Origin of the sequence: Brevibacterium renqingii (assembly GCF_017808095.1) — a bacterium.
In the GTDB taxonomy this organism is placed as follows: Bacteria; Actinomycetota; Actinomycetes; order Actinomycetales; family Brevibacteriaceae; genus Brevibacterium; species Brevibacterium renqingii.
The window spans coordinates 438,035-452,124 of record NZ_JADBHG010000002.1 but is presented as its reverse complement, the minus strand read 5'-3'; the positions used below and the strand labels follow the sequence as shown (position 1 = coordinate 452,124).

General features: G+C 65.1%; 10 protein-coding genes. All 10 read right to left on the bottom strand.

All coding sequences use genetic code 11. The features are described 5' to 3' along the window. Nucleotides 1–46: 46 nt before the first annotated feature. Nucleotides 47–1,231, bottom strand: coding sequence for a TIGR03364 family FAD-dependent oxidoreductase (locus IIE29_RS07050; protein ID WP_209324509.1), 1,185 nt, complete (start codon nt 1,229–1,231; stop codon nt 47–49). 61 nt (nt 1,232–1,292) lie between these two features. Next, complete coding sequence (locus tag IIE29_RS07045; RefSeq protein WP_209324508.1) at nt 1,293–2,195, bottom strand: LysR family transcriptional regulator; 903 nt, start codon at nt 2,193–2,195, stop codon at nt 1,293–1,295. 45 nt (nt 2,196–2,240) lie between these two features. After that, nucleotides 2,241–3,746, bottom strand: coding sequence for an aldehyde dehydrogenase family protein (locus tag IIE29_RS07040; RefSeq protein ID WP_209324507.1), 1,506 nt, complete (start codon nt 3,744–3,746; stop codon nt 2,241–2,243). Between the two features lie 17 nt (nt 3,747–3,763). Then, nucleotides 3,764–4,858: an MFS transporter gene (locus IIE29_RS07035; protein WP_209324506.1), complete on the bottom strand. Its 1,095-nt coding sequence runs from the start codon at nt 4,856–4,858 to the stop codon at nt 3,764–3,766. 18 nt (nt 4,859–4,876) lie between these two features. Continuing rightward, nucleotides 4,877–6,079 carry an IS110 family RNA-guided transposase gene (locus IIE29_RS07030; RefSeq protein ID WP_209324505.1) on the bottom strand — a complete coding sequence of 401 codons (1,203 nt, stop codon included), beginning with the start codon at nt 6,077–6,079 and terminating at the stop codon, nt 4,877–4,879. Nucleotides 6,080–6,292: 213 nt separating this feature from the next. Beyond that, on the bottom strand, nt 6,293–6,610 hold the full coding sequence (locus tag IIE29_RS07025; protein WP_209324504.1) for a hypothetical protein: 318 nt from the start codon (nt 6,608–6,610) through the stop codon (nt 6,293–6,295). Nucleotides 6,611–6,683: 73 nt separating this feature from the next. Continuing rightward, a complete protein-coding gene (gene phnA / locus IIE29_RS07020) occupies nt 6,684–8,045 on the bottom strand; it encodes a phosphonoacetate hydrolase (RefSeq protein ID WP_209324503.1) in 1,362 nt (453 codons plus the stop codon). 351 nt (nt 8,046–8,396) lie between these two features. Further along, nucleotides 8,397–9,791: an NAD-dependent succinate-semialdehyde dehydrogenase gene (locus IIE29_RS07015; RefSeq protein ID WP_209324502.1), complete on the bottom strand. Its 1,395-nt coding sequence runs from the start codon at nt 9,789–9,791 to the stop codon at nt 8,397–8,399. Between the two features lie 240 nt (nt 9,792–10,031). Next, nucleotides 10,032–11,510 carry an alanine/glycine:cation symporter family protein gene (locus IIE29_RS07010; protein WP_209324501.1) on the bottom strand — a complete coding sequence of 493 codons (1,479 nt, stop codon included), beginning with the start codon at nt 11,508–11,510 and terminating at the stop codon, nt 10,032–10,034. A 151-nt stretch (nt 11,511–11,661) separates the two neighbouring features. Then, the gene (locus tag IIE29_RS07005; RefSeq protein ID WP_209324500.1) at nt 11,662–14,082 is read right to left on the bottom strand and encodes a transketolase-like TK C-terminal-containing protein; all 2,421 of its coding nucleotides are present in this window, start codon (nt 14,080–14,082) and stop codon (nt 11,662–11,664) included. Between the last annotated feature and the right edge of the window lie 8 nt (nt 14,083–14,090).

The following is a 14,090-nucleotide window of genomic DNA, read 5'->3' as shown; positions in this document are numbered from 1 at the left end:
GACGAGACCTGACTCCTCCCTCACAGACCGACCTCGTCGCCCGAGCTCAGACCGTCGCTGAGACCCTGTCGACGCCCCATGATTCGAAAGTCCGAGAGGCGATCCCGAAGCTCATCGTCATGCCGATGCCGGAAGTCACGGATACTGCCCGCGTGTGTTCGTCGATGTCTTCCATGAGCAGCGAGGTCTGCGGACTCGAGGCATACACTCCCTGCCACCTCTGCTGCAGGTGCAGGCGAGCACCGAGGATCCCTGAGATCTCCTCGATGATCCTGTCAGTGATCCATTCCTCCTGGAACGGCGGCATTGTGATGTCGTAGCTGTGGCTGTCGCCGAGGAGCACCGTGCCGTCCGGACGGAGAGTGAACATGATGTTCGCTCCGAGCTCGAGCAGCTCGGGACTCGTCCGGCTCAGCGCTTCGGTGAGCTGTTCGTGGCCCGGCATCGCCGTGAAACCGTCGTACCGGGTCAGGGAGGTTCCGGTCAGCACTGCTGCAGCGGTGGTGAATGTCTGCGGAGATGGCGCCATCGCCATCTGCAGCGAGCAGCGCGTCACCTCGTAACGACCGGCCACCTCGGGGTAGAGATAGTCGAGGTCGTGGCCGACGCAGACGACGATCTTCTCCGCGTCGAAGTCTCCCGCCGTCGTGTGCACACGACCGTCGCTGATGGCCCCGACCGTGACCCCGAAGCGGACATCGGCCCGGGGCTGGGCTGCGATCCACTCTGCGATCGATCCCACCGCTGTCCGGGGATCGACGCGCAGATCAGCAGGGAGGAACGCCCCGCCGAGGAATTCCGGTCCGCTGGCCCGGCCCAGGCGGGAGGCGACGGCCTCTCCGGTGAGCATCTCAACAGCCTCCGTGCCGCGTTCATCACGGAACTGTTCGACGACAGCCATCTCTTCGGGACTGCGCGCGACGACGACGGCCCCGGCCTCCGGTGCCCAGAACCCCACGTCCGCGGCGCAGTCGAGCCACCCGCTGCGCGAAGCGTAGGACATATCGATGATGTCGTTTCCCTGCCCGGTGATGCAGCAATGGCCGAAATTGCGGATCGACGCTCCGTTGGCTCGGTGATCACGTTCGATCACGCGCACGCTCAGGCCGCGACGGAGTGCCTCGTAAGCGTGGGCGAGACCGACGACGCCCGCACCGACCACGAGGAGGTCAGTGGCCGCGGCCTGGGCACGGGTGGAGTTCACGCTGGTGGTATCGGCGATGGTGGTCATGGCTTCCTTTCTCGCTCCGCATCCTCACTGATGCGGATCCGCGGCTTCCGTGCCCGGCAGTTCAGGACGGCCAGCCGTCGAGTACTTTCAGATGTCGGCGGAACTCGAGTTCCAGCCTGCTGTGGACGAATCCCCTGGCGCTGAGCAGATAGACCTCTCGGGGCTCTGGGCGGGGGAAGACATGGACCTCTGCGAGGCTGCCGTTGTGCAGCTCCCGTCCGACCACGTGCTCGGAGATCAGTGTGATTCCGAGGCCCGCCCACACCCCTTCCTTGGCGGCTTCCGCCGTCCAGATCGTGCAGCGGGGAGCGTCGGCGATTCCCCAGGCCGCGAGCGCGCGCTCCTGGCCTTCCCGAGTCGACGAACCATGCTCGCGGACGAGGAAACGGCTCTTCGCCAGTTCCTGTGGTTCGATCTGTCGTCCCGCCAGAGGGTGATCGGGACTGACGACGATCCGCAGCCGTTCCGACAGCAGAGGCGTCACGTCGATCTCTTCGACGTCGACATCTCCGAAAGTCAGTCCCAAACCCGTCTGCCCCTCGATGATCCACTCGAGAACCTGTTCCGAATTTCCCACGAGCAGCTCGGTCTGCGCTTCGCGTTCGCGGCCCAGGAAGTCTCCGATCACCCGAGGAAGCAGATGCGAGCCGAGAGTCGTCGTTCCGGCAACCGAGAGCCGTCGGTCCATCGACCCCTTGACCGCCGCCATCTCGTCGTTGATTCCCGACAGCGTCTGCATGAGCTCCCGAGCCCGATGAGCGAAGAGCCGCCCCGCCTCGGTGACATCCGCACCCTGCGGGCCCCGCTCCAGGAGTCGGACGTCGAGAGAGCGTTCGAGATTCCGGATGTGCGAGGACACCGAGGGCTGTGAGATGAAGAGGCTGCGCGCCGTCTTCGACAGCGATCCGGTCTCCACGACGGAGAGGAAGATCCGCAGACTGAGGACGTTGAGATCGATAGCCACGATCGCCATTGTGCCCGAGGACCGTCTTGGAGGGAGCCGCCGTCCTCAGAACGATATGCATGCCGATCTCAGCTCAGTGTAGAACTCCCAGGTGTCGGCCGAACACTCCGGCGCACCGTACTGCGAGAGCTTCGCACCCATATGCGGCAGATGGGGCCAGGCGCCGACCCCGGGGCGATTGACGTGCAGCATCCCCGCTTCGAAGCGTTCGAGCGCATCGAAGATGTGCGCGCGGTTCTCGGTGAAGATCGTTCCCGACATGCCGTAGCGAACCGAGTTCGAAATCGCCATCGCATCATCGAAGTCCTCGGCATCGATGACAGACAGAACCGGCCCGAAGACCTCTTCCGTCGCGATCTCCGAATCCGCCGGCACCTCGCTGAGCACGGTCGGTTCCATATAGTGACCGCCGTGGGGATTCGCCGAATCCGCAACGGCATGTCCGCCGACGCGCACCCTGGCCCCGACGGCAAGTGCCCCTTCGACTCCCCTGATACACGCGTCGAGGCGGCTCGAGTCGACGACCGGACCGAGATCGGTCTGCGCGTCGAACGGATCACCGAGCACCATATCGGACACTCGATCGACGATCCTGCTCACGAGATCCTCTCTCACGGCAGATTCGACGACGACTCTGCTCGTCGCGCTGCACCGCTGCCCCGCTTGGCCGAAGGCACCGTGCACGATCGCGTCGGCTGCCGCATCGAGATCGGCATCCGCGAGGACGATGACGGCGTTCTTTCCCCCGAGCTCGAGCTGAGTCCTCGCCAATCGGGGTGCCGCCGCCTGCTGGATGCTCCGGCCCACAGGGAGCGAACCCGTGAAGGAGATGCCCCTGACCTCGGGATTGGAGCTCAGCTCCTCGCCCGGTTCCCGATCGCCCTGCACGAGGTTGATCGCCCCGGGCGCGACCCCAGCCTCATTGAGGATGTCGACCATGATCGCCGTGCTCAGTGGTGCCAATGGAGATGGTTTGATCACCGCGGTGCAGCCCGAGAGCAGCGCCGGAGCCGCCTTCCACACGGGAATCGCCAGCGGGAAGTTCCATGGGGTGATCAATGCGACGACGCCGAGCGGGCGGTGCCAGGTCAGTGCCATCGAACGCGGCTCGTCAGCGGGCAGCGTCGATCCGGAGAGTCTGCGCCCCTCTCCGGCGATGAAGCGCAGGATCTCGATCGCCCGGCCGACCTCGGACCGGGCCTCGGTGAGCTTCTTGCCCTGTTCGGCAGTGATGACTCTCGCGAGCTCCTCCGTTCTGCGCTCCATCACCTCGGCGGCACGGAAGAGGATCTTTCCGCGTTCGATGCTGCCGAGCGCCTCCCACTCGGGAGCGGCCCGACCTGCCGCCGCGATGGCCGCTGCCGCGTCATCGGCTCCGGAATCGGCCACCTCGGCGATGATCTGGTCCGGATGGGCGGGATTGGCATCGGAGAAGGTCCGACCGCTTCGCGCCTCGACCCATTCGCCTGCGATGCAGTTCCTGCCCACGTGCGGCGGGAGCGAGAGGTCGGTGGGAACAGTGAGTCGACTGTCATCAGTCAGTGTTGTCATTGTGAGGCCTTTCTCAATCAAGTGGTTGCGGGACGCTTGTTCCAGGACGGGATGAGGATGATTGCGGCGATGAGTGCGGTGCCGGCGAAGATGTAGAAGACTGCCGCGCCGGGGATGAGACCGGGCAGAAGACCCCCGAGGATCGCGCCGATCGAGCCGCAGCCGTTGATGAAACCGGTGGCTCCGGCAGCGTACTTGCTCGTACCGAAGTCGACTGCGGCGATGCCGGACATCATCGCGTCGGCCGCATAGGCGGTGAGCCCGACCACGCCGAGGAGGATTGCGATCACCGTGATCGATCCCAGGGAGGTGGCCGGCTGCCACAGGGCCAGAGCGACTACGAGGCTGAGGAGGCTGATCACGCTCGGCGGGACGCGCCTGGCTTTGAAGATCGTGTCCGAGAGCCAGCCGATGGCGATAGGGGCGACGACCCCGGCGAGGCCGAATGTCACAGGCACCATGATCGCGGTGATCTTGTCGACACCGGGCATCGCATCGACGACCATGACCGGCCCCCAGAGGAGGATGGCGTAGCGAGCGGGTTTGATCATGAAGTAGACGATGCCCAGACGCAGCACCATCGAATCATGCCGTGCCGCCGCCAGCAGATCGCGGAAGCGGAATTTCTCCGCGGGAACCTTGACCACCGGCACCGGTGCCCTTGTGCCGGAGGGACGATGACGGTACTTCTCGTCGAAGCGGCACTGATCCTCGTCGATTCCGGGAAGCCCCACCTCTTCGGGTCTGTTCCTCTGGAAGATGAGGAAGAGAATGAGCGCGACGAACATCACGGCGGCCCCGGAGAAGAACGCCCACCGCCAGGATTCGAAGACCGTATAGGCGACCCATCCCATGAAGGGGACCGCGATGAGGCCGCCGAAGGCGTAGCTCGTGGAGAAGAAGCCCATTGCGCGACCGCGTTTGCCGACGGTGAAGAACGAGGCGATGTTCTTGCACAGCGACGACCAGCCTGTCGATTGGGCGAGACCCTGAACGATCATCAGAGGCATGAACAGCCAGAGCGCCGGGATGATGCCCATGACCAGCGCGGCGACGGCGGCGAAGAACATGCCGCCGGTGACGACCACGCGTTGGCCGTACCTCTCCGCCATGGCCCGTTACATTCATTGTCAAGCAGCAGCTGGGGTCTTCGCCTCGTAGAAGGCCCCGGTCTTGACCATCGCGAACAGGACGTTGAGCCGGCGACGAGCCAGACACATCACCGCAGCATTATGCCGCTTGCCCTCCGCCCGTTTCCGGTCGTAATACGCCTTCGATAATGGGTCATGACACGACGCCACCCACGCTGAGTGGAACAGGGCGTTCTTTAACCGTTTGTTGCCCGCCCGCGACGGGAACTCACCCCGAATCGATGTCCCCGACCGCCGCGTCACCGGAGCAATACCGGCATACGCGGCCAAATGGCCAGCAGTCTTGAACGCAGAGAAATCACCGGCTGCCAGGAGGATCTGGGATGCGGTCTTAACGCCGACTCCCGGCATGGACGTTAAGACCTGAAGAAGAGGGAGCGAATCCGCCAACTCCTCAGCTTCTACTTCGATCTCTTTACGCTCAGCTTTCAACGCCTTGATCCTGGCAGCATGACGCGGCACCACCGACTCCGACGCCTCACTCCCGGGCACGGTCACCGTTTGTTCGGCCAGAGCGTCGAAGATCGCATCAATCAAGGCCGATGGATCCTTGCGGGTATGGTTCTTCGCCCACCGCTTCACCCCCGACTTACCAGCAGTACGCAGACCGGCCGGCCCGCGGTACCTGATCAGTAAATCCAACACAATCGACCTGGTCAGGACAGTACCCTTGAAGACGCGTTCCAGCGCGGGATGGGTCTGGAGCAACAACGACCTCAACCGGTTGATCGCCCTGGTGATGTCATGCGCGAGGTCTTCATCCGTGCCGGCCAGGACCTTGAGATTAGCCAGGACATCGGACTCCCGATCCACGGACCTCAGAGTATGCGGCATCGTACGCGCGGTGTCGGCAATGATGAACGCATCCCTGGCATCGGTCTTCGCCTGACCCGGATACAAGTCAGCAGCTTTGCGCATCGCCAACCCCGGCAGATAAGCGATATCGGCTCCACAATCCCGGGCAACCGCGACAGGAAGCGCCCCAATCGTGTTGGGCTGATCAACGATGACGAGCACTCGACCGTGATCGTCTTGCAGAGTCGTGATTACGTGACGAAGCGCAGCTTCATCCTGCGGGAGTTCGTGATCATAGACTCGCTCGCCTGAGGACCCCAGCCCGCATCCGTGATGAGATGTTTTGCCAACGTCGAGTCCTAACCAGACGTCGTATTCGGTGTTCATGACAGTCCTCCTCGACCATCAGTTCTGTGGTCGCAGGTATGTCATGACACCCGATGCTGGCACCCACGTTACGACGAGACCTCAACACTGTTGGGCCGAGCCCCTATCAGCAGTCAACGCGCGTCCTGGATTCCTGGCGGCAACACCCCCCGGATCATCAATGACAGGGCAAATCAGCCATACCAGGACCAGCGACCAGACCCCGTTCAGGGCCTATGAATAAATATAGGGGCACCCCCCCCAGATGAACTGGCCGACGGCATAGGCCGTCAAATAGGCGGAATCGAGGTAGCCGAGGCCCGCCCGGCTGATCACTCCGTCGTCGAGGATGCCCACCTTGGCAGCGGAGATCGCATTGCGAGGGAAGTAGTAGGCCGCATAGGCGAGCCAGCTGAGGGCGAATATGCGGATCTGCCATTTCAGCAGCACCTGCCGGTTCGTGGTCGCTCCTGCCGGGGCCGGCGATTCCGGCGGTAGCACGTCGGTGGTCTCTTGGGTCAGATTCTGTGGATCATTGGTCATTCGCGCCATTGCGATCTCCTGATGCCTGTCGTTTCCTGAGTGCGTATGGGGATGCGCGGAGATTGCTCGAGGGTGTGTCCGATCAGGCTCCGGTGGCGGCCGCGCTGGCCACGGGCGCGTGTGCGCTCACGTGTGTGGTCGCGATCCAGAAGGCGTCGTAGTTGTGCAGTGCGGCCTCCTCACCGTTCGGACCTCGGCTCTTCGTCTCCTCGGGGGTGGGGACTGCGCGGTTGATGAGGAACGGAATGTCGAGCTCCCCGAGGCCGCCGTGGGACCGCAGCGGCACGTCGAGGTTCTTCAGATCGTGCCATTCCGGGTATCTGCCGATTGCCGAGAACTTATCGGACAGAACCGTGATGTCCCCCATCCGGTCCAGTGGCATCGAGTAGAGCTCGGCTGCATCCTCCGAACGCAGGATCGCTGTCAGCCCTTCCTTGTCGGCCAGCCCCGCGATGACCTTCTCCCGGTCAGCTCCTTCGGGAAGATAGACATTGGCGAAGGAGCCCAGCGCACCGTGATGGACGGTGTAGGGATCCGTGATGGGAAGGATGACACGGCTTCCGGTCTCCCCCGCGCCGATTCCCAGAATGGAGTCGACTTCGCTCTCGAGGTAGACGACCCGTGGCGTTCCGTCGTCCTTGTGCTTGGGACTCATGCCATGGTCGGCGGTGATGGCGACGACGGCACCGAGTTCGTCCAGCTGTGCGGCGTAGGAGTCGAGCATCGCATAGAAGTCGTCGGCGACATCGGTGCCAGGAGCGTTCTTGTGCTGGATGTAGTCGGTCAGCGTGAGGTACATGATGTCCGGACGGCGATCGGCAAGGAGCCGGACACCGGCGGCGAGGACGAATTCGCTCAGTTCGGCCGAATAGACATCCGGCAGCGGCATGCCGACGTAATCGAGGACGCCGTCGATTCCATTGGCCTCCTTCGTCGCGGTGTCGGCCTTCTGCGCGGAGAAGCAGATGCCCGTCCGCCGTGGGCTGACCATCTCTCCGGATCCTGCAGGGTCGAGTCCGGGCTCGGTGACCCCACTGGCCAGCAGGGCCCGCAGCTTGTCCTTGGCGGTGACGACGGCGACATCGAGCCCGGCATCGACGGCGGCGGCGAATACTGTCGGGGCACGCAGGTACTTGGGGTCGTTCATCAGCACCTCCTCGCCCGTCGCAGGGTCGAGGATGTAGTTGCCGCAGATCCCGTGCACGGCCGGGGGCCAGCCTGTTGCGATCGACATATTGTTCGGATTCGTCAGCGTCGGGATCGCGCAGTGGGCATCCCATGACCGTCCGGTGGTCTCGAGCATCTTCTTCAGCCAGGGCATCCTGCCGTGCTCGATGGCCAACTCGTGATATGCCGGTTCGCTGCCGTCGATGCAGATCACGACCACGGGGTCGGGCCCCGGTGTGTACTCGCGATCGTTGACGGAAAACGACGTCTGGCTCATAACTGCTCCTTCACGTTGCGGCTCCGGCCGGTGGCGTGGCCAGCGCACCGGAGCCCGAGATCGAACTCGAAGTTCCTGCAGTTCTCAGTCTTGGCTCGATCGTCGCCGGGAAGAAGCCCCGAAAGGCTGATATGCCTATCGAGTATTCCTATAATGCGAGGTCAGAAGGCGATTGAGCGGCAACCGCCCGGGGTCTGTGTCTGCCAAGGAGTGGCATCTGTCAAGAGCGTCCAAACGACGGTGGAGCGCCGAAACAACGGTGCGCACACCGTTGCCTCGACGCTCCACAGTTGTCTCGGCGAAAGCCGGGCAAAAGCTAAGCGAAAGCCGAGCGAAAGCCAGGCGGCCGAATCAGTCAGCCACGTAGTACATGCGCTTGTTGACGAACTCGTCCATGCCGTAGGGGCCGAGTTCGCGGCCGAAGCCCGAACGCTTGGTGCCGCCGAACGGAATCTCCGCACCCTCACCCGCAGGGGTGTTGACGTTGGACATACCGACGTCGAGGCGCTGCGCGAGCTTCGCGGCCCGGTCCTGATCCTTGGCGAACACGGCGCCGCCGAGGCCGAAGCGCGTGTCATTGGCGAGCTTGAGCGCTTCGTCGTCGCTGGTCACCTTGTACACGGTGGCGACGGGACCGAAGAGCTCCTCGCGGTAGGCGTCCATCTCCGAGGTGACTCCGGTCAGCACCGCCGGCGAGACGTAGGCCGAGCCGTCGGAGGCCAGTTCGCCGCCGACGAGGGTCGCACCCTGCTCGACCGCGCGGTCGAGCTGCTTGCGCAGGTTCTCGGCCGCCCCGCGAGAGGACAGCGGCGAGTACTTGCCGTCGCCCGCCTCGGCGGGGGTGCCCTTCTCCCATTCCTGGGCGCGCTTGGTCAGTCCGGACACGAAGTCGTCGTAGATGTCGTCCATGACGATCATGCGCTTGTTGGCATTGCAGACCTGGCCGGTGTTGTACAGGCGGGTGCCCCATGCGGTGTCGACGGCCTCGTCCATGTTCTCCGTGTCGAGGACGATGTAGGGATCGGAGCCGCCGAGCTCGAGCACGGCCTTCTTGAGGTTCTTGCCGGCGGTGGCGGCCACGGCCGAGCCCGCACGCTCGGAGCCGGTGAGCGAGACGCCCTCGATCCGGTCATCGGCGATGATGGTCTCGATCTGCTCATGCGTGGCGTAGACGTTGTTGTACACGCCCTCGGGAATTCCGGCTTCCTTCATGAGTTCGGCGATCTTCGCCGAGGAGCGGGGGCAGATCTCGGCGTGCTTGAGGATGATCGTGTTGCCGAGGACGAGGTTCGGTGCGGCGAAGCGTGCGACCTGGTAGTAGGGGAAGTTCCACGGCATGATGCCCAGCAGCGCACCGACGGGACGGCGCTGGATGAATGCCTTGCCGCCCGACATCGACTTGATGGGCTCGTCGGCGGCGAACTCCGGTCCGTTGTCGGCGTAGTAGTTGAAGATCTCCTCGCAGAATTCCGCTTCCTCGATGCCCTCGGCGACGGGCTTGCCCATCTCCTCGGCGATGATCTTCGCGAGCTCTTCCTTGTGCTCGCCGAAGAGGGAGGCGACCTTGTTGACGACGGCCGCGCGCTCTTCGATGGTCTTCTCGCGCCAGCTCAGGAAGCCCTGGTGAGCGGCCTCGAGGACCTCCTCGATCTGCGCGTCGGTGGCGTTGTCGAACTTCTCGACGATTTCGCCCGTGGCCGGGTTCTCGACGCGGTAACCGCCTGCAGCACTGCCTACGTTGCTCATTCCAGACTCCTTCGACTCGGGCACCTGTTGGCGCCGGTTAAGCAATTGCACACCTGATCACCGCCTCAATCGACGGATTGCGTATGCCTGCATCACACGCTATCAACACGTGACGTGTGCAACAAGTGCCGGAACCCGGGGGAATCATCAGTACGGAGCGGCGATCGCCGGCCACACCGAAGCTGTGCGGATTCCGAAGCACATCCGACGGAATCCGCACAGGTGACTCTGCCGGAGCGCTCAGTCGAAGCGGCGCGAAGAGCCTATCTCGTCGCCTGCCTTCCATTCTGCCCAGCCGGGCTGGTCGACCATGAACGACTCGATCGTGTCCTTTTCCGCCCGCAGCTGCGGATCGTGCTTGAGATAGTGCTTCGTCTCCCGGGCGATCAGCCCCGAGAGGATGAGGATGCCGAGCAGGTTCGGCAGGGCCATGAGGCCGTTCATCACGTCCGAGAAGTTCCAGATCGGTTCGAGCTCGGTGGTGCAGCCGACGAACACGACGAGGGAGAAGAAGATCCGGAACGGCAGCACGCCGCGACGGCCGACGAGGCGTTCGACGTTGCGGTCGCCGTAGTACGACCAGCCGAGCAGGGTGGAGAAGGCGAAGAGGACGATGCCGAGGGTCACGACCCAGTGGCCCCAGTGCCCCGGCAGGCCGTGGGAGAAGGCCTCACCGGTCATCAGGGCCGCACTGATCTGCTCTCCGGTCTCCGGGTCGATCTCGTCCCAGGTGCCGGTGGCGATGATCGTCAGACCCGTGAAGCTGACGACGATGATCGTGTCGATGAAGGTCTGCGTCATCGACACGAGCCCCTGGCGGACCGGATGCGAGGTCTTCGCGGCGGCCGCCGCGATCGGAGCCGAGCCGAGACCCGATTCGTTCGAGAACAGGCCGCGGGCGACGCCCATCTGGACGACGACGATGATCGCCGAGCCCGCGAACCCGCCCACCGCCGAGGTGCCGGTGAAGGCTTCGGTGAAGATCTGCGCGAAGGCCGCCGGCAGGGCGCCGATGTTCGCGATGAGGATGTAGATCGCGCCGAGGACGTAGAAGACGATCATGATCGGCACCAGGCCGGCCGTGACCCGACCGATGGATTTGATGCCGCCGACGAGCACGATGAGGGTGAGCACCGTGAGCACCGCGCCGGTGACCCAGGCGGGGATCGACCAGCTCGACTCCACATTCGCCGCGATCGAGTTGCCCTGCGTCATATTGCCGATGCCGAAGCAGGCGAGGACCGCGAAGATCGCGAACATCAGGCCCAGGACCTTGCCGAAGGGTCCCTTGATCCCCCGCTCGAGGTAGTACTGCGGGCCGCCGGACTTCTCACCGGCGTCGTCGGTGCCGCGGAAGCGCACGGCGAGGAATCCCTCGGCGTACTTCGTGACCATGCCGAGCAGACCGGTCATCCACATCCAGAACAGCGCACCGGGCCCGCCGATGCCGATCGCGGTGGCCACACCGACGATGTTGCCGGTGCCGACCGTCGCCGCCAACGCCGTCGTCAGAGCCTGGAACTGCGAGATGTCACCCTCGGAACCGGCGTCCTTGCGTTTGAGGATGCCGAGGTTCAGCGCCGGCAGCAGCTTGGTGAACTGCAGACCGCCGAGGCGGATCGTCAGATAGAGGCCCGTGCCCAGCAGCAGGGGGATGAGCAGGAACGGACCCCAGACGAATCCGCTGATCGTATCGAAGAACTCGGCGACCGCATCCATGTCGTCACTTCACTTTCCAACGCCGGCGCACGACGTGACTCAGATCATTGTTCGGAACGTTTTCTGACTGTACCCCATGAATATGCTGAGAGGACCCGGTACATACTGCGTCTGTCGTCCGAAATCCCCCAGCACCACCGGGGGAGCATGCTCAGCGGCCCACGAGGTCGAGCGCATTGCCGACGATCGAGGCCGCATCGATCCCGTGAATCGCATAGGCCTCACTCACCGAGGAGGCCTGACCGAAATCGCTGACCCCGAGGTTGCGGGTGCGGTCCCCACGGACCCCGGCGAGGAACGCCAGGGTGTGCGGGTGCCCGTCGAGCACGGTCACCAGCGGGGCCGGATGCGCGGCCGGCAGCAGCTCCTCGGCGATCGCCGAGCGGCTGCTCGCACTCACCTTCGACCGCTCCTGGACGGCCCGGAAGATCTTCGACGGCGAGCTCAGGCACACGATCCCCGCGCGCACCCCGAAGGCCTCGAGCCGCGCCGCGGCCTCGATGACCTCGGTCATGATCGCCCCCGCGCCGACGAGCGTGACCTCGTCTTCGGCGGCCGGATGCCCGCTGAGCCGGTAGCCGCCGGCGATGACCTGCTCCCGGCGCCGGGATCGCAGCAGCGCATCCTCGGGCACCGCCGCGAGCTCCTGCCTCACCGGTCGCGTCGTCAGCCGGAAGTATGCGGAATCGCCGTCCGGATCGGCGAGTTCGCGCAGCGCTTCGAGCAGGGTCCATTCGAGGTCCTGCGCGAAGGCCGGCTCCCAGCTCGTCAGTCCCGGGATCTCGAGGGTCACCGAGGGCGTGTTGAAGGACTGGTGCGCCCCTCCCTCGGGAGCCAGCGTCACTCCGGAGGGCGTGCCGACCATGATCGAGCGCCCGCCCGCATAGAGGCCGAAGGTCCAGGGCTCGAGCGCGCGGTTGATGAACGGATCGTAGATCGTCGCGATCGGCAGCAGCGGCTGTCCCCAGCGCGACCCCGTCGTACCGAGCTCCCCAGCCAGGGAGACGAGGTTGACCTCGGCGATGCCGAGTTCGATGTGCTGTCCGCCCGCGCCCTCCTGCCAGCGCAGCACCCGCTCCCGATCGTCGGAGAACCAGTCCTCGCGCCCGGCCGGAGACCAGATCCCGGTCTTGTTGATCCACCCGCCGAGGTTGGTCGACGTCGCGACGTCCGGGGAGACGGTGACGACCCGGTGGGCCACCTCGGGGGCGACGTGTTTGAGGTCGGAGAGGAACCGGCCCAGCGCCGCCTGGGTGGAGATCACTGACTTCGGGGTGAAGCCGAGCTCGGCGGGCACCTCGGCGACGGCGTGGGTCTCGAAGTCCTCGCGCCGCAGGCGCTGCGCGGTCTCGGCGCACAGCGTCCCGGCGGCGCTGTCGGGGTCGAAGCCGACCCAGGGGTTCTCGAGTTCCATCCCCGAGGCGGCCGCCAGGTCGCGCATCTGCGCTTCGGTCAGCTGCGCGGCATGGTTGCCCGGATGCCCCTCGGTGGCCAGTCCCTTGCCCTTGATCGTATAGGCGAAGACGACGCTCGGCCGCGAGTCGTCGATGGCCTCGAAGGTCGAGATGAGCTGGCCGAGGTCGTGGCCGCCGAGGTCGCGGATGAGGGTGGCGAGACCATCGGCGTCGAAGTCGTCGATGACGGTCCGCAGGGCAGAGGCCTCTCCCTCGGACAGGCCGGCGAGCAGGCGGTCGTGGACCTCGCTCGGATGAGCGCGCAGCAGCCGCTGGTACTCGGGGTTGGGCATCGAGACGAGCCGGTCCTCGAGCGCCTGTCCGCCCGGGGCGGCGAACACGGCCTCGAGTCGGCGGCCCCACGGGCAGGTGAGCACCTGCCACCCGGCGGCGTCGAACATGCCCTGGAGCCGCTTGATCTGCACATCGGGGATGACCCGGTCGAGCGACTGCCGGTTGAGGTCGACGATCCACACGATCTCTCCGAGCGTGCGCACCTCGGGATCGATGATCGCCTCCCACACGGCCCCCTCGTCCATCTCCGCATCCCCGAGCAGGGAGTAGAAGCGCCCGGCCTCGGGTGTCTCGGGGAAGCGATCGGAGACGTAGCGGTGGGACAGCGCGGCCCAGATCGGTGCGGTCGCGCCGATGCCCACGGATCCGGTGGAGAAGTCCACGGTGTCCGGGTCCTTCGTCCGCGACGGGTAGGGCTGGAGCCCGCCGCGCGAGCGCAGCGTATCGAGGTGGCCGACCTCGAGGTCGCCGAGGAGGTAGTTGATCGCGTGGAGCACCGGCGAGGCGTGCGGCTTGACCGAGACGCGATCGTGCGAGCGCAGAGCCGTGAACCACAGCGCGGTCATGATGCCGGTCATCGACGCCGACGAGGACTGGTGCCCGCCGACCTTGACCCCGTCGGGGTTCGTCCGGCCGCGGTTGGCCCGATCGATGATCGACGTCGCCAGCCACAGCACCCGCTGCGCGATCTCGTCGAGGACCTCGTCCGTCCCCGAGGCCGATGCCCGCAGCGGACGATCGTTCCGTCCGGGCGGGCTGACCTGGGTCGACGTCTCGAACTGATGGAGCTCCTCATCCTCGGTGGGCTCGGTGTTGATCGTCATCGGTCCCT

Bases quoted from the DNA above. Each gene is read 5' to 3' on its own strand.
- IIE29_RS07050 (WP_209324509.1), bottom strand. From the start codon at position 1,231: ATGACCACCATCGCCGATACCACCAGCGTGAACTCCACCCGTGCCCAG.
- IIE29_RS07040 (WP_209324507.1), bottom strand. From the start codon at position 3,746: ATGACAACACTGACTGATGACAGTCGACTCACTGTTCCCACCGACCTC.
- IIE29_RS07035 (WP_209324506.1), bottom strand. From the start codon at position 4,858: ATGGCGGAGAGGTACGGCCAACGCGTGGTCGTCACCGGCGGCATGTTC.
- IIE29_RS07030 (WP_209324505.1), bottom strand. From the start codon at position 6,079: ATGAACACCGAATACGACGTCTGGTTAGGACTCGACGTTGGCAAAACA.
- IIE29_RS07025 (WP_209324504.1), bottom strand. From the start codon at position 6,610: ATGGCGCGAATGACCAATGATCCACAGAATCTGACCCAAGAGACCACC.
- phnA (WP_209324503.1), bottom strand. From the start codon at position 8,045: ATGAGCCAGACGTCGTTTTCCGTCAACGATCGCGAGTACACACCGGGG.
- IIE29_RS07015 (WP_209324502.1), bottom strand. From the start codon at position 9,791: ATGAGCAACGTAGGCAGTGCTGCAGGCGGTTACCGCGTCGAGAACCCG.
- IIE29_RS07010 (WP_209324501.1), bottom strand. From the start codon at position 11,510: ATGGATGCGGTCGCCGAGTTCTTCGATACGATCAGCGGATTCGTCTGG.
- IIE29_RS07005 (WP_209324500.1), bottom strand. From the start codon at position 14,082: ATGACGATCAACACCGAGCCCACCGAGGATGAGGAGCTCCATCAGTTC.